The sequence below is a fragment of the Nocardioides sp. B129/18 genome (assembly GCF_055282735.1).
In genome coordinates this window covers 135,038-153,336 of the sequence record NZ_JBUZJI010000006.1, presented here as the reverse complement: position 1 = coordinate 153,336, position 18,299 = coordinate 135,038, and the positions used below count along the sequence as shown (strand labels likewise).

At 73.3% G+C, this 18,299-nt stretch carries 21 protein-coding genes; 10 read left to right on the top strand and 11 right to left on the bottom strand.

Annotated features, from left to right (window positions below):
• Window positions 1–27 precede the first annotated feature (27 nt).
• Window positions 28–870 (bottom strand): SDR family oxidoreductase, encoded by an 843-nt coding sequence (locus ACZDWJ_RS06725; protein ID WP_463520160.1) that lies wholly within the window; start codon window positions 868–870, stop codon window positions 28–30.
• 101 nt (window positions 871–971) lie between these two features.
• Here ACZDWJ_RS06725 and ACZDWJ_RS06720 point away from each other — a divergent pair, with 101 nt between their 5' ends.
• Entirely contained in the window at window positions 972–1,439 is a 468-nt protein-coding gene (locus ACZDWJ_RS06720) for an Rrf2 family transcriptional regulator (RefSeq protein WP_463520159.1), read from the top strand.
• A 55-nt stretch (window positions 1,440–1,494) separates the two neighbouring features.
• On the opposite strand, the gene ACZDWJ_RS06715 is transcribed toward ACZDWJ_RS06720, so the two are convergent.
• From ACZDWJ_RS06715 to ACZDWJ_RS06695, 5 genes are all read right to left on the bottom strand, one after another.
• Complete coding sequence (locus tag ACZDWJ_RS06715; RefSeq protein ID WP_463520158.1) at window positions 1,495–2,442, bottom strand: co-chaperone YbbN; 948 nt, start codon at window positions 2,440–2,442, stop codon at window positions 1,495–1,497.
• 49 nt (window positions 2,443–2,491) lie between these two features.
• Window positions 2,492–3,004 (bottom strand): PH domain-containing protein, encoded by a 513-nt coding sequence (locus ACZDWJ_RS06710; RefSeq protein ID WP_463520157.1) that lies wholly within the window; start codon window positions 3,002–3,004, stop codon window positions 2,492–2,494.
• Between the two features lie 11 nt (window positions 3,005–3,015).
• Window positions 3,016–3,180 (bottom strand): hypothetical protein, encoded by a 165-nt coding sequence (locus tag ACZDWJ_RS06705; RefSeq protein ID WP_463520156.1) that lies wholly within the window; start codon window positions 3,178–3,180, stop codon window positions 3,016–3,018.
• Between the two features lie 67 nt (window positions 3,181–3,247).
• Window positions 3,248–4,177 carry a methylmalonyl Co-A mutase-associated GTPase MeaB gene (meaB, locus tag ACZDWJ_RS06700; protein WP_463520155.1) on the bottom strand — a complete coding sequence of 310 codons (930 nt, stop codon included), beginning with the start codon at window positions 4,175–4,177 and terminating at the stop codon, window positions 3,248–3,250.
• Window positions 4,178–4,281: 104 nt separating this feature from the next.
• Entirely contained in the window at window positions 4,282–5,469 is a 1,188-nt protein-coding gene (locus tag ACZDWJ_RS06695) for an acetyl-CoA C-acetyltransferase (RefSeq protein ID WP_463520154.1), read from the bottom strand.
• 281 nt (window positions 5,470–5,750) lie between these two features.
• On the opposite strand from ACZDWJ_RS06695, the gene mce reads away from it, so the two are divergent.
• The 4 genes from mce (at window position 5,751) to ACZDWJ_RS06675 (ending at window position 10,238) form a co-directional block, all read left to right on the top strand.
• Window positions 5,751–6,200, top strand: coding sequence for a methylmalonyl-CoA epimerase (gene mce, locus ACZDWJ_RS06690; RefSeq protein ID WP_463520153.1), 450 nt, complete (start codon window positions 5,751–5,753; stop codon window positions 6,198–6,200).
• Between the two features lie 134 nt (window positions 6,201–6,334).
• Entirely contained in the window at window positions 6,335–7,675 is a 1,341-nt protein-coding gene (ccrA, locus tag ACZDWJ_RS06685; RefSeq protein ID WP_463520152.1) for a crotonyl-CoA carboxylase/reductase, read from the top strand.
• A gap of 188 nt (window positions 7,676–7,863) precedes the next feature.
• The gene (locus ACZDWJ_RS06680; protein ID WP_463520151.1) at window positions 7,864–9,072 is read left to right on the top strand and encodes a hypothetical protein; all 1,209 of its coding nucleotides are present in this window, start codon (window positions 7,864–7,866) and stop codon (window positions 9,070–9,072) included.
• Window positions 9,069–10,238, top strand: coding sequence for an AI-2E family transporter (locus ACZDWJ_RS06675; RefSeq protein WP_463520150.1), 1,170 nt, complete (start codon window positions 9,069–9,071; stop codon window positions 10,236–10,238). The genes ACZDWJ_RS06680 and ACZDWJ_RS06675 overlap by 4 nt, the downstream gene beginning before the upstream one ends.
• Window positions 10,239–10,260: 22 nt before the next feature.
• Here the strand turns inward: ACZDWJ_RS06675 and ACZDWJ_RS06670 are convergent, their stop codons facing one another.
• The gene (locus ACZDWJ_RS06670; protein ID WP_463520149.1) at window positions 10,261–11,259 is read right to left on the bottom strand and encodes an EamA family transporter; all 999 of its coding nucleotides are present in this window, start codon (window positions 11,257–11,259) and stop codon (window positions 10,261–10,263) included.
• 38 nt (window positions 11,260–11,297) lie between these two features.
• On the opposite strand from ACZDWJ_RS06670, the gene ACZDWJ_RS06665 reads away from it, so the two are divergent.
• Window positions 11,298–11,837, top strand: a complete 540-nt coding sequence (locus ACZDWJ_RS06665; RefSeq protein ID WP_463520148.1) for a CGNR zinc finger domain-containing protein — start codon at window positions 11,298–11,300, stop codon at window positions 11,835–11,837.
• Window positions 11,838–11,848: 11 nt separating this feature from the next.
• On the opposite strand, the gene ACZDWJ_RS06660 is transcribed toward ACZDWJ_RS06665, so the two are convergent.
• The gene (locus ACZDWJ_RS06660) at window positions 11,849–12,655 is read right to left on the bottom strand and encodes an alpha/beta hydrolase (RefSeq protein WP_463520147.1); all 807 of its coding nucleotides are present in this window, start codon (window positions 12,653–12,655) and stop codon (window positions 11,849–11,851) included.
• Window positions 12,656–12,671: 16 nt separating this feature from the next.
• Entirely contained in the window at window positions 12,672–13,493 is an 822-nt protein-coding gene (locus ACZDWJ_RS06655; RefSeq protein ID WP_463520146.1) for an endo alpha-1,4 polygalactosaminidase, read from the bottom strand.
• 131 nt (window positions 13,494–13,624) lie between these two features.
• On the opposite strand from ACZDWJ_RS06655, the gene ACZDWJ_RS06650 reads away from it, so the two are divergent.
• Window positions 13,625–14,023, top strand: coding sequence for a response regulator transcription factor (locus ACZDWJ_RS06650; protein WP_463520145.1), 399 nt, complete (start codon window positions 13,625–13,627; stop codon window positions 14,021–14,023).
• 159 nt (window positions 14,024–14,182) lie between these two features.
• On the opposite strand, the gene ACZDWJ_RS06645 is transcribed toward ACZDWJ_RS06650, so the two are convergent.
• Entirely contained in the window at window positions 14,183–15,397 is a 1,215-nt protein-coding gene (locus ACZDWJ_RS06645) for a 3-hydroxyacyl-CoA dehydrogenase family protein (protein ID WP_463520144.1), read from the bottom strand.
• Between the two features lie 67 nt (window positions 15,398–15,464).
• The gene (locus tag ACZDWJ_RS06640; protein ID WP_463520143.1) at window positions 15,465–15,965 is read right to left on the bottom strand and encodes a GNAT family N-acetyltransferase; all 501 of its coding nucleotides are present in this window, start codon (window positions 15,963–15,965) and stop codon (window positions 15,465–15,467) included.
• 36 nt (window positions 15,966–16,001) lie between these two features.
• On the opposite strand from ACZDWJ_RS06640, the gene nucS reads away from it, so the two are divergent.
• The 3 genes from nucS (at window position 16,002) to ACZDWJ_RS06625 (ending at window position 18,261) form a co-directional block, all read left to right on the top strand.
• Window positions 16,002–16,685, top strand: coding sequence for an endonuclease NucS (nucS, locus tag ACZDWJ_RS06635; protein WP_463520142.1), 684 nt, complete (start codon window positions 16,002–16,004; stop codon window positions 16,683–16,685).
• A gap of 66 nt (window positions 16,686–16,751) precedes the next feature.
• On the top strand, window positions 16,752–17,093 hold the full coding sequence (locus ACZDWJ_RS06630) for a DUF952 domain-containing protein (RefSeq protein WP_463520141.1): 342 nt from the start codon (window positions 16,752–16,754) through the stop codon (window positions 17,091–17,093).
• A 91-nt stretch (window positions 17,094–17,184) separates the two neighbouring features.
• Window positions 17,185–18,261 (top strand): alpha/beta hydrolase, encoded by a 1,077-nt coding sequence (locus tag ACZDWJ_RS06625; RefSeq protein ID WP_463520140.1) that lies wholly within the window; start codon window positions 17,185–17,187, stop codon window positions 18,259–18,261.
• Window positions 18,262–18,299: the final 38 nt, after the last annotated feature.

Here is an 18,299-nt window from a genome sequence, read left to right as displayed (position 1 = left end):
GTCCGGCCGCCGAGGCCGCTCACAGGCTCAGAGCACCGACTCCAGCGGGGTCGGCTCGACGCCGCCCACCCGGGCCACGACGTCGGTGACGGTGGCCAGATGGCCCTGGCGGATCGAGGTGCCGAAGGAGGTCAGCAGCGGCGCCAGGAAGTCCGGGACGCCGGCCTGCACCAGTCCGGCGGCGTAGGCGTCGTCGTCGACGGCGACGATCTCGACCTCGCGGCCGGCGCGGCGGGCGGCGAGCTCGGCCAGCTCGGCGGCGGTCCAGGCGTGCGGACCGGTGACGTCGTAGACCTGGCCCTCGTGCCCCTCGCCGGTCAGGACGCCGACGGCCACGGCCGCGCAGTCGGCGCGGGTGACGTAGGCGGCGGCACCGTCGCCGACGTTGGTGACGAGCTGGCCGGTCGCCTCGGCCGGGGCGAGCGAGGCGCCCTGCATGTCGGCGTAGAGGTTGTTGCGCAGCATCGTCCAGGCCAGGCCGCTGGCGCGCAGCGCCTCCTCGGTGGCCGCGTGGTCCGGGACGACGGCGGCGGGGTTCGCCTCCACCGGCTCGGGCACCGAGGTGTAGGCGACGTGGCGCACGCCGGCGGCACGGGCGGCGTCGATGGCCGCGAGGTGGCCCTCGAGGCGGGCGCCCACGACGTCGGTGGAGATGAGCAGCAGGCGGTCGACGCCGGCGAAGGCGGTGGCCAGCGTCGCCGGGTCGCCGAAGTCGGCGGCGCGCACGTCGGCGCCGCGCTCGGCGAGGTCGGCCAGGCGGGCGGGGTCGCGGGTCAGCAGGACGACGTCGCTGGACGCGACGCGCTCGAGCAGGCCCTCGGCGACGAGACGGCCGAGCTGCCCGGAGGCTCCGGTGACGGCGATGGTCATGGGTGGGTCCTCGTTCCGTGGTGGCATGGATGCGATCCGTCGTCATCGTGACGACAGATTGAAATGTAGTCACAACGACGACGATCAGGCAAGATGGGTCCATGCCCACGCCGACCAACACCCGCTTCGCGGTCGCCGTGCACGTGCTCACCTACCTGGCCGCGATGGCCGAGGCCGGACGCACCTCCCCCGTCGGCTCCGAGGAGCTGGCGGCGAGCACGGGCGTCAACGCCGTGCACGTGCGCACCGTCCTCGGCCCCCTGCGCGAGGCCGGGCTCGTCCGCTCGCGCGCCGGCGCGCGCGGCGGCTGGGAGCTCGGCGTCGACGCCGGCTCCCTGACCCTGGCGACCGTCTGGCGGCTCCTCCAGGGCTCCGACCACGTGCTCGGCCTGCACGGACCCGCACCGGAGTGCCCGGTGGGTCAGGGCGTCCAGCGCTCGCTCGAGGCGCTCGACGCCGAGGTCGTCGACGCCATCGCCTCCCGCCTGGAGGGCGTCACCGTCGCCGGCCTGGCCGCCGGCATCGACCTCGGGGCCGATCTCGCCGCCGGGGCACCGCTCCCCCGCTGAGGCTCGTCCGGGACGGAGCCCAGGACAGGGCTCGGAACGGGGCTCGGAACGGGGCTCAGAACAGCGCGGAGGCGAGGTCCTGGCGTCCGCGCAGCACGCGCGGGTCGTCGTTGCCGACGGCCGCGAAGAGGCTCACGAGGTGCTCGCGGGCCCGGGTGCGGTCGGCGTCGGCGGTGCGGCGCACCAGCTCGACGAGCCGGCGGAAGGCGTCGTCGACATGGCCGCCGAGCAGGTCGAGGTCGGCGACGAGGATCTGGGCGTCGACGTCGTCGGGCGCCGCGGCGGCCGCGGCCCGCGCGGCCTGCAGGTCGACGCCGCGGGTGCGCAGCAGCACCTGGGCCATCGCGAGGCCGGCGGCGGCCTCGTGGTCGGCGGGGTTGGCGTCGACCAGGCGCTGGTACTCGGCGATCGCGCCCTCGACGTCGCCGGCCTCGATCGCGGCGTCGGCGGCGGCGTAGCGCGGGTCGACGGCCTCGCCGTCCTCGCCCGCGACCTCGGCGTGCCGCGGCTGGTGCCGGCCGGTGATGCCCTGGACGGTGAGCTGCTGCATCACCTGGGTCAGCGCCGCGCGCAGCTCCTCGAGCGGCACGACGTCCTGGAGCAGCGGCGCGGGACGGCCGTCGATGACCGCGACGACCAGCGGGATCGAGGGGATCTGCATGGCCTGGGCGATGCCGGGCGCGGCGTCGATGTCGACGAGGCCCGCGAGGAAGCGGCCCTCGAACTCCTCCGAGAGCGTGGCGAGGTCGTCGGCGAGCTGGCCGCTCTCGGGCATGCGCGTGCGGGAGTAGAAGACGAGCAGCACCGGCGCGGTCATCGAGGCCTCGACGACCTGCTGGAAGATCGCCTCGGTGACCTCGACGCTGTACGCGCCGCCGCCCGCGGGGGCCGCCGCGCCGCTCCCGGCCGGGGTGCCGCCGGGCGCCGCGGGCGCTGCGGGGGCCGGGCGCTTGAGCGCGGACAGGTCGATCGCTCCGGGACGGCTGAAGGGGCGCTGCGTCATGGCACCCATCCTAGGGAGGTGTCGCGGGCCGCCCGGACGCCGCCCGTCGTCACAGACGAGGGCCGCGCAGCCCCGACTGCTGCACGACGCGCTGGATCACCAGGTCGCGCTCGTCGGGCCGGGGCACGAAGCGGATGTCGCGCAGACCCTGCTCCTGGGCGGCGGACTCGAAGACGAAGTGGCCGAAGCCGAGCACGCGACCGTGCAGCGGCTTGACGACCGTGATGTCGAGGATGCGGTGCAGCGGCATCGTCGCCAGGCTCTGGGTGAGCACGCCGTGGATGCGGAAGACCCGCATGTTGGTGATCACGAACCGGTCGCGCGCCTCGCGCAGCACGCCCCAGGCGCACCGGAGCAGCAGCACGACGCCGAGCAGCAGCACGATCCACGCGACGGAGAGCCACACGAAGGCCGAGGCGACGACGAGCGCGAGGCCGAGCACGCCCTCGGCGCCGGGACGCAGGTAGGCGACCCAGTGGTGATGCACGGCGTCGACGATCACCTCGCCCTCCTCCCGCAGGAGGTGGCGTCCGATGTCGGGGTGCAGCAGTCCGCCGGCCATGGCGGCGCGGGTCAGCTCAGCTCGCGGATGAACGCGATGAGGGAGTCGAAGAGCTGGCCGGTGAGGTCGACCAGCTGGGAGCCGCCCTGCCCTGCGACGTCGGCCAGACCCTGCGGGTCGGTGACCAGCCAGAAGCCCACGAAGAGCACGGCCAGGGCGAGGATCGCCTTCTTCATCGTCGGTTCCGTCCTTGAGGGCGTGCCAGTACGGACCATGGGTACCAGCCCGAGCGCCCCGGATGGGTCAGGCTCGCCGGTCCAGACCGGGATCGGGCGTGCCGGCGGCGTGGGCGGCCAGCAGCGCGTCCGCGGCGCGGTAGGGGTCGAGCTCTCCTGCCGCGACCGAGCCGGCGAGGTCGTCGAGCTCGGTGCGCCCGCTGACGTCGGCCCAGCGACGCCGCAGCTCGGTGACGGCGATCGCCTCGACCTCCTGCCGCGCGCGCCGCGTGCGCCGCTGCACGAGCTCGCCGCTCTCGCGCAGGAACGCGTGGTGGCGGTCGATCTCCTCGACCACCTCCCCCAGGCCCTCGTCGCGGGCCGCGCTGATCTTGAGGATCGGCTGGCGCCACGCGTCGTCACGGCGCTCGGCGAGGTTGAGCATGCCGCGCAGGTCGCGGCGCACCTGGTCGGCGCCGTCGCGGTCGGCCTTGTTGACCACGTAGAGGTCGCCGATCTCGAGGATGCCGGCCTTCGCGGCCTGGATGCCGTCGCCCATGCCCGGGGCGAGCAGCACGATGGTGGTGTCGGCCTGCGCGGCGACCTCGACCTCGCTCTGGCCCACGCCGACGGTCTCGACCAGCACGACGTCGAAGCCGGCGGCGTCGAGCACGCGGATCGCCTGCGGGGTGCTCCAGGAGAGGCCGCCGAGGTGGCCGCGCGAGGCCATGGAGCGGATGTAGACCCCCGCGTCGTCCGCGTGGTCCTGCATGCGGATGCGGTCGCCGAGCAGCGCGCCGCCGGAGAACGGCGAGCTCGGGTCGACCGCGAGGACGCCGACCCGGCGCCCGGAGCGGCGCAGGGCCGCGATGAGCGCGTTGGTCGTGGTCGACTTGCCGACGCCGGGAGCGCCGGTGAGCCCGACGACCTGCGCACGGCCGGTGTGCGGCGCCAGGGCCGCCATCACCTCGCGCAGCAGCGGGGACTCGTCCTCGACGTAGGAGATGAGACGGGCCACGGCGCGGGGCTGGCCCGCGCGCGCGGCCTCGACGAGGTCGGGGACCGACGCCGTGCGGCGTCGGCCCCCGACCGGAGCGTGCTGGGTGATCGCGGGACTCCCGATCAGGCCTGCGGGACGCGGACGATCAGGGCGTCGCCCTGGCCGCCACCACCGCACAGGGCGGCCGCGCCGATGCCGCCGCCACGACGCTTGAGCTCCAGCGCCAGGTGCAGGACCACGCGGGCGCCGGACATGCCGACGGGGTGGCCCAGCGCGATGGCGCCGCCGTTGACGTTGACCTTCTCGTCGGGCAGGCCGAGCTTGCGCGCGGACTCGATGCCGACGGCCGCGAAGGCCTCGTTGAACTCGACGAGGTCGAGGTCGGCGGGCGTGATGCCCTCCTTCTCGCAGGCCTTCGCGGTGGCGTTGGCCGGCTGCAGCTGGAGGCTGGTGTCGGGGCCGGCGACCATGCCGTGCGCGCCGATCTCGGCGAGCCACTCCAGGCCGAGCTCCTCGGCCTTGGCCTTGCTCATGACCACCACGGCGCAGGCGCCGTCGGAGATCTGCGAGGCCGAGCCGGCGGTGATGGTGCCGCTCTTGGAGAAGGCCGGGGGCAGCTTGCCGAGGGACTCCACGGTGGTGTCGCCGCGCACGCCCTCGTCGGCGGAGACGACGACCGGCTCGCCGCGGCGCTGCGGGATCGAGACCGGGACGACCTCCTCGTCGAAGACGCCGTTCTTCCAGGCCGCGGCGGCCTTCTGGTGGGAGGCGGCGGCGAAGGCGTCCTGCTCCTCGCGGCTCAGGGCGGTGCCCTCGGCGTTGATCTGCTCGGTGAGGCCGCCCATGGCCTGCTGGGTGGCCTGGTCGTAGAGGGCGTCGTAGGCCATGGAGTCGACGAGCTTGGTGTCGCCGAACTTGAAGCCGTCACGCGACTTGGGGAGCAGGTGCGGGGCCAGGGTCATCGACTCCATGCCGCCCGCGACGATGATCTCGGCCTCGCCGGCGCGGATCATCTGGTCGGCGGTGGCGATGGCGTTGAGGCCGGAGAGGCAGACCTTGTTGATCGTGATCGACGGGACGCTCATCGGCAGGCCGGCGGCGATGCCCGCGGTGCGGGCCGGGTTCTGGCCGGCGCCGGCCTGGATGACCTGGCCCATGATCAGGTAGTCGACCTGGTCGCCGGAGACGCCGGCCTTCTCGAGGGCGCCCTTGATGGCGACGCCGCCGAGGTCGGCGGCCGTGAGGGTCTTCAGGCCGCCGAGGAGGCGACCGATGGGGGTGCGAGCACCGGCGACGATGACGGAGGTCATGGGCGTTCCTAACCAGCGAGGGTGACGGCGGGCGCGGCGGGCGGGGCGGGCGCGACGCCCTGCCTCGAGCGGCGGGCGTCCGGCGCCGACCCGTGAGCCGGTCGCGAGCCTGGACGGCTCGCACAGTACTCACCGGTCACGTCGGCCGACAGCGTCAGTCGTCGACTGAGACGGGCGCCACCTCACCCGACCGGACCGGTGACGCAGGTCGCAGCCTCCGGGGCCGGGCCATTCGCTGAGATGCGTTGTGGTCGCAACCTCCCAGCGGCCACGATGCCCCCATGACCGACCTGAGCATCCCCGAGCACCTGTTCACCGCGATCGACCACGTGGGCATCGCCGTGGCCGACCTCGACGCCGCGATCGAGTTCTACGAGTCGACCTTCGGCATGAAGGTCGCCCACCAGGAGGTCAACGAGGAGCAGGGCGTGCGCGAGGCGATGGTCGCCGTGGGCGACTCCGGCTCCTTCATCCAGCTGCTCGCGCCGCTGAACGACTCCTCCACGATCGCGAAGTTCCTCGACCGCTCCGGCCCGGGCGTGCAGCAGATGGCCTATCGCGTCACCGACGTCGACGCCGTCAGCGCGATCCTCCGCGAGCGCGGCGTCCGCCTGCTCTACCCCGAGCCCAAGCGCGGCACCTCGAACTCGCGGATCAACTTCGTGCACCCCAAGGACGCCGGCGGCGTGCTGGTCGAGCTCGTCGAGCCGGCCGCCGACGCCCACCACTGATCCGCTCCCCCGCCGACCACCCCGGTCCGACCCCCGGCCATGAGACGGGGGCCACACCTGAGACCGGTCCCGCAGCCGGTTACCGGCCGGTATCTTCCTGCGGAACCCGCCGCCCGCCTTCCTAGGAGACCGACGTGCAGCACATCCTCGATGCCATCACCGCCGACGGCACCACGAGTGAGGACTTCGCGAGCCTCGCCCTGCCCGAGTCCTACCGCGCCGCCACGGTGCACAAGGACGAGGTCGACATGTTCGAGGGCGTCGCCTCGCGCGACAAGGACCCCCGCAAGTCGATCCACGTCGAGGAGGTGCCGCTGCCCGAGCTCGGGCCCGGCGAGGCCTTCGTCGCCGTCATGGCCAGCGCGATCAACTACAACACCGTGTGGACCTCGATCTTCGAGCCCGTCTCCACCTTCGGCTTCCTCGAGCGCTACGGCCGGCTCTCCGAGCTCACCAAGCGCCACGACCTGCCCTACCACATCGTGGGCTCCGACCTCTCCGGCGTCGTCCTCAAGGTCGGCCCCGGCGTCACCAAGTGGAAGCCGGGCGACCGCGTCGTGGCCCACTGCCTCTCGGTCGACCTCGAGGGCCCCGACGGTCACGACGACACGATGATGGACACCGAGCAGCGCATCTGGGGCTTCGAGACCAACTTCGGCGGCCTCGCGGACATCGCGATGGTCAAGGCCAACCAGCTCATGCCCAAGCCGGAGCACCTGACCTGGGAGGAGGCCGCGACCCCCGGCCTCGTCAACTGCACCGCCTACCGCCAGCTGGTCTCCAAGAACGGCGGCGCCATGAAGCAGGGCGACAACGTCCTGATCTGGGGCGCCTCCGGCGGTCTGGGCGGCTTCGCGACGCAGTACGCCCTCAACGGCGGCGCCACCCCGGTGTGCGTGGTCTCCAACGAGGAGAAGGCGCAGATCGCCCGCAAGATGGGCGCGGAGCTGATCATCAACCGCTCCGAGGAGCAGTACAAGTTCTGGAACGACGAGAACACCGCCCAGAACCCCAAGGAGTGGAAGCGCTTCGGCGCCAAGATCCGCGAGCTCACCGGCGGCGAAGACATCGACATCGTCTTCGAGCACCCCGGTCGCGAGACCTTCGGCGCCTCGGTGTTCGTCACCCGCAAGGGCGGCACCATCACCACCTGCGCCTCGACCTCCGGCTACATGCACGAGTACGACAACCGCTACCTGTGGATGAACCTCAAGCGCATCATCTCCAGCCACTTCGCGAACTACCGCGAGTCGTGGGAGGCCAACCGCCTCATCGCGCAGGGCAAGATCCACCCGACGCTGTCGAAGACCTACGCCCTCGAGGAGGTCGGCCAGGCCTCGCTCGACGTCCACAAGAACGCCCACCAGGGCAAGGTCGGCGTCTTGTGCCTGGCCCCCGAGGAGGGCCTGGGCGTGCGCAACGAGGAGCTGCGCGCCCAGCACATCGACAAGATCAACATCTTCCGCGGCGTCTGATCCCCCTCTCGCAGGCCCCTCCGGCATCGGCCGGAGGGGCCTGCGGCGTTCCAGGCTGAGCGCAGCCTGAGATCTCGCTGCGAGGGCGTCCGGGCCCGCGAGCCGGGTATCGGCGAACCCGTGCCGTGGGAGAGGATGGGCGCACACCCGTACGCCAGCCCACGCCACCGGAAGAGGTGCTCCCACACATGAGCGACCAGGGTCTGTCCATCTTCGACGACGAGCCGCAGAACGGCGCCGACTCCGAGAAGACCCAGGTGATCCCGGCCCAGCCGGCCGGTCGCCCCGCCCCCGGAGCCGACGACCGCACCGTGGCCGTCCCGGCCGCGTCGCGTCCGGCCGCCCCCGCCGCCCCGGCGAGCCCCGCCGCGGGCGCGGCCCGCCCGGTCGTCCCGCCGGCCGCCGTGCCCGGTTTCCCCGTCGTGCGCCGCAACGGCTACGACATCGCCGCCGTCGACGCCCGCCTCCAGCAGCTCACCAGCGAGAAGTCCGGGCTGAGCAGCAGCCTGGCGGAGTCCGAGCGTCGCGTCATCGAGCTCGAGGCCGCGCTCGAGGCGGCCCAGACCGAGCTCGCCGAGATCGAGAAGCCCTCCTACGCCGGCCTCGGCGGTCGCGCGTCGGCCATGCTGCGCCTGGCCGAGGAGGAGGCCGAGGAGATCATCGGCAACGCCCACCGCGAGGCCGAGGAGATCCGCTCCTCCGCCGTCCGCGACGCCAAGGCCACCCGCGCCGAGGCCACGCGCGAGGCCGAGGACATGCGCGTCGTCCAGCTGCGCGAGCTCGACGAGCAGCGCGACCGCGTGCTCGCCGACGCCGAGCAGGAGCGCACCCTGGCCAAGGCCGAGGCCGCCGACCTGATCGCCGGAGCCAAGCGCGAGGCCGACCAGATCCGCCTGGCCGCCCAGCAGGAGTCCACCGAGATGCGCACCGGCGCCCAGCGCGAGGTCGAGCAGGCCCGCGCCGCCGCCGACCGCGAGGTCACCGAGGCGCGTCGTGCGCTGGCCGTGGAGAAGGAGCGCCTGGCCCGTGAGGCCAGCGACCACCACGCCACCGCCATGGCCGAGACCCAGCGCCTGGTCCGCGAGGCCGAGGAGCGGGCCGCCGCGGCCGAGGAGCGCAGCCGCCAGGCCAGCGAGCAGTCGGCCGCGAGCCGTCAGGCCGCCCAGGCCGAGACCGAGGCGATCCTGGCCCGCGCCCGTCGCGAGGCCGAGCAGATCGTCACCGCCGCCCGCACCCAGGCCGAGTCCGTCGCCGCCTCCGGCGACGCCGAGGCCGAGCGTGAGCGCACCGCCCTTCGGAACGAGGTCGAGCGCCTGGCCAAGCGTCGCGACGCGATCGCCGCCCAGCTGGCCTCGCTGCGCGACGTCGTCTCCGGCTTCGGCGAGGACGAGGAGTGAGCCAGGGCCCGGACCCGCACGAGGAGGCCGGGCGGGACGACGTCCCGTCCGGCCTGCCGCTGGAGCCCGGCGAGACCGGTCAGGCCGACGTCGGCCTCATCGGCGGCCCCTCCTACCTCGGCGAGCCCGGGCCCCCGCTCGACCGCACGAACCCCTACCTGATCGGCCTGCTCGGCGGACTGGGCCTGCTCACGGCCTACGCGCTCGGCGTGGCGATCGTGACGATCAGCTCGGTGCTGGTGCTGATCGTCGTCGCGGCGTTCATCGCCGCGGGCCTCCACCCGGCGGTGCTGTTCTTCGAGCGGCGCGGACTCAAGCGCGGGTACGCCCTGCTGGCGGTCATCGGCACCGCGCTGATCATCGTCGCGCTGTTCCTGGTGGCGATCGTCCCGGTGATCGCCGACCAGGTCTCCTCGATCACCGCCAACGCGCCCGAGTGGCTCCAGCGGCTGCAGGACAACGAGCGCATCCGCCAGCTCGACGACGACTATCAGATCATCGACAAGATCAACGAGTACGTCGCCAGCGGCGACTACGCCAGCACCCTCTTCGGCGGCGTCCTCGGCGTGGGTCTCGCGGTGCTCGGCGCGCTGTTCAACGTCTTCATCGTCCTCGTGCTGACGCTGTACTTCCTGGCCAGCATGGAGACCACCAAGACCGCGCTCTACCGCCTGGCGCCCGCCTCGCGCCGTGACCGCGTCAGCCGGCTGGGCGATCGCGTGCTGCTGAGCATCGGCGGCTACGTCTCCGGCGCCTTCATCGTGGCGCTGTGCGCGGGCCTCAGCTCGCTGGTGTTCCTCTTCGCCGTCGGCCTGGGCGAGTACGCCGTGGCGCTGGCCTTCGTCGTCATGGTGCTCGACGTGATCCCGATGATCGGCGCCACCATCGGCGCGGTCGTCGTCTGCGCGATCGCCCTGGCCACCGACCTCAACGCCGGCATCGCCTGCGTGATCTTCTTCGTGATCTACCAGCAGGTCGAGAACTACGTCGTCTACCCGCGCGTGATGTCGAAGTCCGTCGACGTGCCCGGCGCGGTCACCGTCATCGCGGCGCTCATCGGCGCCGCGCTGCTCGGCGTCGTCGGCGCCCTGCTGGCGATCCCCACGGCCGCGGCCATCCTCATGCTGACGCGCGAGGTGTTCGTGCGCCGCCAGGACGCCCGCTAGTCGCGAGCGTCCTGCACGGGACTCAGACCGCCTCGGGCTCCTCGACCGGCGGCAGCGCCTCGACGTCGGCGGTGCGCCGCTCGCCGAGCTTGACGCCGACGACGCCCAGGAGGATCAGCGCGCCACCGGCCAGCTGCACGTGGCTCGGGAGCTCGCCGAGCAGCAGCCAGGCGGCGACGACGGCGCAGACGACCTCGAGCAGCGCGACGAAGGAGGCCAGGCGCGAGCCGAGCAGCCGGCTGGCGCGGATGCCGGAGGTGTAGGCGAGGGCCGCGGTGACCAGGCCGAGCAGCACCAGCGGGATCCACCAGGCGACGGCGTGGTCGCCGTAGACGGCGTCGGCGGTGCTGGCGTGGAGCGGGAGCAGGCCGACCAGGCCGAGCAGGCCCAGGCTCAGCGCGCCGACCGTGAGGCCGCCGGCGGCCAGCGAGATCGGCGGCAGGCCGTTGCCCTCGTCGGCGGAGATGAGGAAGTAGGCCGCGCAGCCGACCATGGCCGCGAGCGCCCAGGCGACGCCGACCAGGCTGATGGAGGCGCCGGAGGCGAGGTCGAGCACGAGCACGAGGCCGAGGGCGGCCACGCCCGCACCGACGAGGGTCAGGGCGCCCGGACGCTGTCCGTGCCGCAGCCAGAGCCAGCCGACCACCGCGGCGGGCGCGGTGTACTCGATGAGCAGGGCCGGCCCGACCTGCATGTGCTGGACGGCGGAGAAGTAGCAGAACTGCGCGGCGGCCACGGCGAGCACGCCGTAGAGCGTGATGGTGAGGACGTTGCCGGTGACGAGGTCCCAGCGGCCGCGCAGCGCGCGGATGCCGAAGGGCAGCACCACGACGGCGGCCAGGGCCACGCGCACGAGGACGGTGGCGCCGGGCGTCCAGCCGGTGTCGAGCAGGCCGCGCGCCAGGGCGCCGGACATGCCGAAGGAGGCCGCCGAGACGACGGCCCAGAGCAGACCAGACCCGGTGCGCGCCGACGAGGGGCGAGCGGATCCGGGCATGGTGTCATGAGTCATCGTCGTCATGACACATGACACTACGTCCCGTTTGGTAACCTGTCAAAGTGGCGTTCACCCATGACACCGAGGTAGCACTCCAGGCGGCTGCGACCCTCGTCAACTCCGCCTGCGACCCCGACGCGCTCAGCACCGTCGCGGCCCTGCAGGAGTTCCTCGACGAGCACGAGTACACCGGCCGCCGCGACCGCACCCGGGCCGAGCTCGACGCCGTCCGCGACCTGCGCGGCGACCTCCGCGCGCTGCTGACCGCCGAGCGCGACGAGGCGGCGGCCATCGTCAACCGCTTCCTCGCCGAGGCGAAGGCGGTGCCGCAGCTGGTGCGCCACGGCGACTACGACTGGCACATCCACGCCACCGACCAGGAGGCCGCGCTCGTCACGCGCATCCAGGTCGAGACCGCCATGGCGATGATCGACCTCATCCGCGCCGACGACCTCTCCCGCCTCGGCATCTGCGCCGACGAGGACTGCGAGGGGATCGTGCTCGACCTCTCCCGCAACCGCTCCAAGCGGTTCTGCTCCACCACCTGCGGCAACCGCAACGCCGTCGCCGCCTACCGCGCGCGGCAGTCCGCCGACGACTGAGGCGGCGGGACTCAGGCCTCCGGCTGCGACTCCGGCTGCGGCACCGGGACGCCGTCGTACGCCGCCAGGTTGTGCGCGTTGTAGGCGCTGGTGTCGGCGGTCTCCATCGGGCCGTCCCACTCCCGCGGCAGCGGGGTCGCGACCTCGGGCGCCACGCGGGCGACGATCGCGTCGAGCACGCGCTCGGCGTCCCCGACCCACAGGTGCTTGCTGCCCTCGAAGCCGACGACCTCGGCCTGCGGCACGACGGAGAACCGCTCGCGGGCGGCCGGCGGCTGCAGGTAGTCGTCGTGCTCGGGCACGAACGCCGTGAGCGGACGACCGTCCTCGGCCCACGCCTGCAGGTGCTCGGGGCGGGAGAAGCGCAGCGGCGGGGAGAGCAGGATCGCCCCGGTGACGCCGGGCTCGAGGCCGTACATCAGCGCGAGATCGGTGCCGAAGCTCCAGCCGACCACCCAGATGTTCGGCAGGTCCTCGAACTCGGCGTGCTCGATGGCGGCCGCGACGTCGAAGCGCTCGCCGCGGGCGGAGTCGAACTCCCCCTCGCTGGTGCCCTGCTGCGACCAGGTGCCGCGGGTGTTGAACCGCAGCACGGCGATGCCGGCCTGGGCCGGGAGCCGGAAGGCGGCCTTGCGGTAGAGGTGGCTGTCCATCATGCCGCCGTGGGTGGGCAGCGGGTGCAGGCACACGAGGGTGGCCACGGGCTCGCGATCGAGCGGGACGGCCAGCTCGCCGACCAGGTGCAGCCCGTCGGCGGTCTCCAGCCGCAGCGGAGTGCGACGGGCGGGCAGGACGGAGTTCGCGCGGATCAGGGCCACGCCCACGAATCTAGTGTCAGCACCAGGCCCGGAGGCCGCCGGGGCGCAGGTCGCGGTCGCGCAGCTCGACCGCGTGCGTGGCGCCGTAGGCGGCGCAGGTGCGCCGGAAGTCGGCGCGCCGGTACTCGATCATCAGCACCTGCGATCCGTAGTGCCGCACGTACTCCCCGCACTCGTCGTAGCGGCCGCACTCCTCGGAGACGGCGAGGTCGAAGCCGACGCGCGTGCCGTCGAGGTCGGCGAGGTTCTTCTGCGCGACCGCCAGCCCGGCGTCGTGCGCGCGGCGGGTGAGCAGCCGTGCGTAGGCCAGCGCCTGACCGCGCGTCATCAGGCCGCGCGAGCGGGTGTAGGAGTCGAGGTTGTCGAGCTCGACGGCGCGGTACCCCGAGCGCGCGCACCCGTCGATCCAGCCGCCGACGATGCGCGCCAGGGCGCGGCGTCGGGCGTCGGTGCGCAGGTCGAGGAGCCACTCGCCCCAGTCCTCGTCGACGACCGGACGCCCGTCGCGTCGCAGCACCAGGGTGGGGTGCCGGCGCCACAGCGCCTGCTCCCCCGGCTGGGTCTGGAAGCCGTTGACGTAGCAGACGCCGTAGGCGCCCGCGCGGGGCCGGGCGGTGCGGTCGCGGACGACGATGCCGACGTGGGCGGGCACGGACGCGGGGCCGCCGAGCTGGTAGTCGACGTCGGTGTCGGCGGGCAGCGGCGCGATCGCGCCGGCGGCCAGCCGGGCGTCGTGCTCCGGCCCCTCGCGCAGGTGCGCGACGAGGAGCGTCGCGACGAGCGCGCCGACCACGACCACGCTCAGCACCGCCAGCGCCCGCAGGCTCCTCGTCCTCACCGGTGCCACGCTACGTGGTCCGGACCGCGCCCGCTGGGCGTCTGCGACGACTCAGGTCGAGGGGGCGCGCGCCGATCGGAGGCGCGACGGGCGGCCACGGATCGGCTGCCGGCGAGAGGAAGGATCCTCGGATGCGTGTGCTGGTGGTCGACGACGACCCCGACCTCGGACTGCTCGTGGAGCTGTTCCTGGCGCGGGCCGGACACCGTGTCGTGCTCGCCTCCGACGGGATCGAGGCCCTCGCCCTGCTCGACCAGTGCGCCATCGCGGGCGACCCGGTCGAGATCGTCGTGCTCGACTGGATGATGCCCCGCCTCGACGGCGTCGGGCTGTGCCAGGCGATCCGCGCCCACCCACGCCACCACGGCATGGGCGTGGTCATGGTGACCGCGCAGCGCGACCTCGCGACCCCGGCCGCCGCCGGCGTCGACGCCTTCGTCGGCAAGCCGTTCACCGGCGCCGGCCTGCTCGGCGGCGTCGACGCCGCCACCCGGGCCCGGCACGAGCAGCACACCGTCGACGTCGGCTGATCGCCGAGCGAACCGGCCAGGCCACGGACCCGCCTCCCCGGGACGACGTGAGGCCCCGGGCATCGCCCGGGGCCTCACGGTTCGCGCCGACATCGGCGCAGCGGGGTGGGATTGGTCCTCGTCCCCCATCAGCCGCGCGCGGCCGACAGGAGCACAGGCTCAACGATAGTCGTGGAACCCGTGCTTGGTCTTGCGGCCGAGACGACCCTCGGCGACGACCTGACGCAGCGTGTCGGCCGGGGTGAGGCCGGGCTCGCGGAACTCGCGCAGCAGCTCCTCCTGGATCGCCAGCGACACGTCGTTGCCGACGACGTCGAGCAGCTGGAAGGGGCCCATCGGGAACCCGGCCTGCTCCTTGATCGCCTCGTCGACGACGGTGAGCTCCTCGCCCTGCTCGGAGAGCTTGACGGCGTCGTTGAGGTAGGGGAAGAGGAGCGCGTTGACGATGAAGCCCGCGCGGTCGCCGCAGGAGACCGCGACCTTGCCGGTCTTGGCGCACAGGGCGCGGACGGTCTCGTCGACGTCGACGCCGGTCTGGGTGGTCGTGACGACCTCGACCAGCTTCATGACCGGGGCCGGGTTGAAGAAGTGCATGCCGATGACGGCCTCGGGGCGCTTGGTGACCTCGGCGCAGGAGGTGATCGGCAGGGAGGAGGTCGTGGTGGCCAGGATCGCGCCGGGCTTGCAGATGGCGTCGAGGTCAGCGAAGAGCTCCTGCTTGATGGCGAGGTCCTCGGCGATGGCCTCGACGACGATGTCGACGTCGGCCAGCGCGGAGCGCTCGGTGGCGCCGGTGATGCGGGCCAGCACGGCCGCCTTGGCGTCCTCGTCGCTGCGACCGCGCTCGATGAGCCGGTCGTAGGACTTGGCGATGAAGGCCGAGACCCCGGCGACCTTGTCCTCGCCGCGACCCACGACGACGACGTCGTAGCCCGACGCCGCGAACACCTGCACGATGCCCGACGCCATGGTGCCGGTGCCGACGACGCCGACGGTGCGGATGTCGTGGCGCAGCTGCGGGGCGTCGTCGGCCGAGGGCGTCTCGGCGTCGGAGGAGATCGCGCCGTCGGCGTAGGCGTAGAAGCCCTTGCCGGCAGCGACGCCGGTGGCGCCCTGGCCGACCAGGCTCTCGAGCAGGTCGGCCGGCTTGTGGAGCGGGTCGCCAGAGGTGGCGAAGCGCGCCGCGAGCGCGTCACGGACGACGTCGAGTCCGATCTCGTCGAGGACGGTGAGCGGGCCCTTGGGGTAGCCGCAGCCGAAGCGCATGGCGGCGTCGATGTCGGCGCGGGAGGCGTACTTCTCCTCGTACATGCGCACGGCGTGGTTCAGGTAGGGGTAGATCAGCGTCTCGGCGATCTGCGCGGCGGAGGTCATGGCGACGATGCTGACACATGTCCTACCCGCTGGTAACCGAATCGTCCGGTGTGCGGGATCACGTTCCCTACAACCGGACGCGCATCGCGATCCGCGCGCCGTACGCCGTGAGCCCGAGGTCGACCTCGTGGGCCAGGATCCGCGCCAGCCACGGCTCGGGGTCGACGACCTCCTCGAAGCCCAGCGAGGCGTAGAACGGGCCGTTCCACGGCACGTCCCGATAGGTGCAGAGCGCGAGCTCCTCGAAGCCCGCCCACCGCATCTCCTCGCGCGCGGCGGCCACCAGGGCCCGGCCCAGTCCCTCGCGCTGGCGGTCGGGATGCACCGAGACCTGCTCGAGGTGGGCGTGGCCCTCGATCACCAGCAGGTGCGCGAAGCCGGCGGGCGGCTCCCCCACCACCAGCAGCGTGCCGGCCTGGTCGCGCGTCGTCCCCGACGGCGCCGGCTGGCGCAGCTCGGGCGCCGGACGGCCGAGGCGCTCCTCGAACATCGGGCCGCCGGCGTCCTCGATCGGGGCCAGGTGGCGCAGGTCGCTGGGACGGGCGAGGCGCACGCGCGGGGTGGTCACCCGCGCCACCCTAGGTCGGGGGTAGATTCGCCGCCCGTGAGACTCGTCGTCGCGCGCTGCCAGGTGGACTACGCCGGCCGCCTCTCCGCCCACCTGCCGATGGCGACCCGCGTCCTGATGATCAAGGCCGACGGCTCGGTGCTCGTGCACTCCGACGGCGGCTCCTACAAGCCGCTGAACTGGATGTCGCCGCCGTGCACCCTGCGCGAGGGCACCGCCGAGGACGGCCGGGTCGAGTGGACCGTGACCTCGAAGACCGACGACACCCTGCGGATCCTCATCGACGAGGTGATCCACGAGTCGACCCACGACCTCGGCGTCGACCCGGGCCTGCAGAAGGACGGCGTCGAGAAGCACCTCCAGGAGCTCCTCGCCGAGCACCCCGGCACCCTCTCCCCCGGCCTGACGCTGGTGCGCCGGGAGTTCCCCACCGCCATCGGTCCCGTCGACCTCATGTGCCGCGACGCCGACGGCGCGTCGGTGGCCGTCGAGATCAAGCGACGCGGCGAGATCGACGGCGTCGAGCAGCTCACCCGCTACCTCGAGCTGCTCAACCGCGACCCGCTGCTGACCACCAGGGGCCCCGTTCGCGGCGTCTTCGCCGCCCAGCTCATCAAGCCCCAGGCGCGCGTGCTCGCCGAGGACCGCGGCATCGCCTGCGTCACCGTCGACTACGACGCCCTGCGCGGGATCGACGACGGCGAGCACCGGCTCTTCTGACGTCGATGGGCCGCCGTGGGCCCACCCGACAGCCGCACGTCCGGGCCCCCTCGCTAGCGTGAGGCCATGGCCCGTCTCTTCCACGTCGCCCTGGTCTCGGAGTGGGAGGCGGCGCAGGCGTCGGGGCGCTACGAGCGCTCGACGCGGGGGCGCAGCCTCGCCGAGGAGGGATTCATCCACGCCAGCCGGGCCGACCAGTGGCCCGAGACGGTGCGACGGTTCTACGCCGGCGTCGCCGAGCCGCTGGTGCTGCTGGAGATCGACCCGGCGCTGCTGGACTGCCCCGTGGTCGACGAGCCCGGCGAGCCGGGCTCCGAGGAGACCTTCCCGCACCTGTACGGGCCGCTGGCGGTGAGCGCCGTCGTCGCCACGCACCCGCTCGTGGCGCCGGAGGCCCCGCAGGCCTGACCGGCTCACCCGAGAGGCCCGCGGGCGGGGTCATGGAACTCACATACCGTCGGTCTGTCGGATACCGCGCTATTGACATAGGTTCAACGGCATGCGATCGACCCCCGTCCGCGCCGCCCGTGCGCGTCTCCTGACCTCCGTCGTCGCGGCCGCCGTGGCCCTGCTCGTGGCCGCCGGCGCGCTCGTCGCCGCGCCCGCTCAGGCCTCCGGCTCCAGCACCATCGAGCGGCGGGCCGTGGTGTTCCGGGTGGTCAACAACGCCCAGGGCACCGGGATGTCGTGCGGCGCCGACGGTCGCGAGCACGAGCTGCGCGGCACCCTCGTGGGCACCTACGACCAGATCAACGGCTACGACGGCGGCACCCGCGTCAACGTGCTGGTGCACGACGCCGGCACCGGCGGCTGGTTCTGGAACATGCCCTCCCAGGCGCGCTACGACTACGCCGGCGGCCTGGCCCGCGCGGGCGAGCTGGTGCTGGTCGTCGACCGGCTGGGCTACGACCGCAGCGGCCTCAGCGACGGCCGCGCCACCTGCCTCGGCGCCCAGGTCAACATGCTCCACCAGATCGTCCAGCAGCTCTACGCGGGCAAGTTCCGCTACGCCCAGGGCCGCGGCGTGCCCCCGCACGCGCTGAGCGTCGTCCTCCACGGACACGGCACCGGCGCCGCGATCGCGCAGAACGAGGCCGGCCGCTACGACGACGTCGACGGCGTCGTCCTGATGTCGTGGGCCGACAACGCCGCCTCCTCGCGCGCCACCCAGGAGCTGAGCCGTCAGCGTCAGCAGTGCGGCGGCCGCACCTTCGCGACCTTCGGCGCCACCTCGGCCGACTTCCGCGGCCTGCTCTTCGCCTCGGCGCCCAGCGCCGTCCGCAGCGCCGCGGTGGAGCGCCGCAACGGCGTGCCGTGCGGCGACGTGAACACCCAGGGCGCGCTCGTCGGCGCCTCGGCGTCGAACACCCGCTACCTCGCGGCTCCCGTGCTGCTGCTCTTCGGCTCCCGCGACACCCGCCTGGCGCCCGGCGCGGCGCAGAAGCAGGCCCGCTCCTACCCGCGCAGCAGCGGCGTGCGCACGCACACCTTCACCGGCGCCGGCTCCGCCCTGCCGCTGGAGTCGCAGGCTCCGCAGGTGCGACGCACGGTCGTCGACTGGCTGCGCGCGCTCTGAGCCGTCTCCCCCGCCGCGGACTCGGTGCTGCGCTTCAA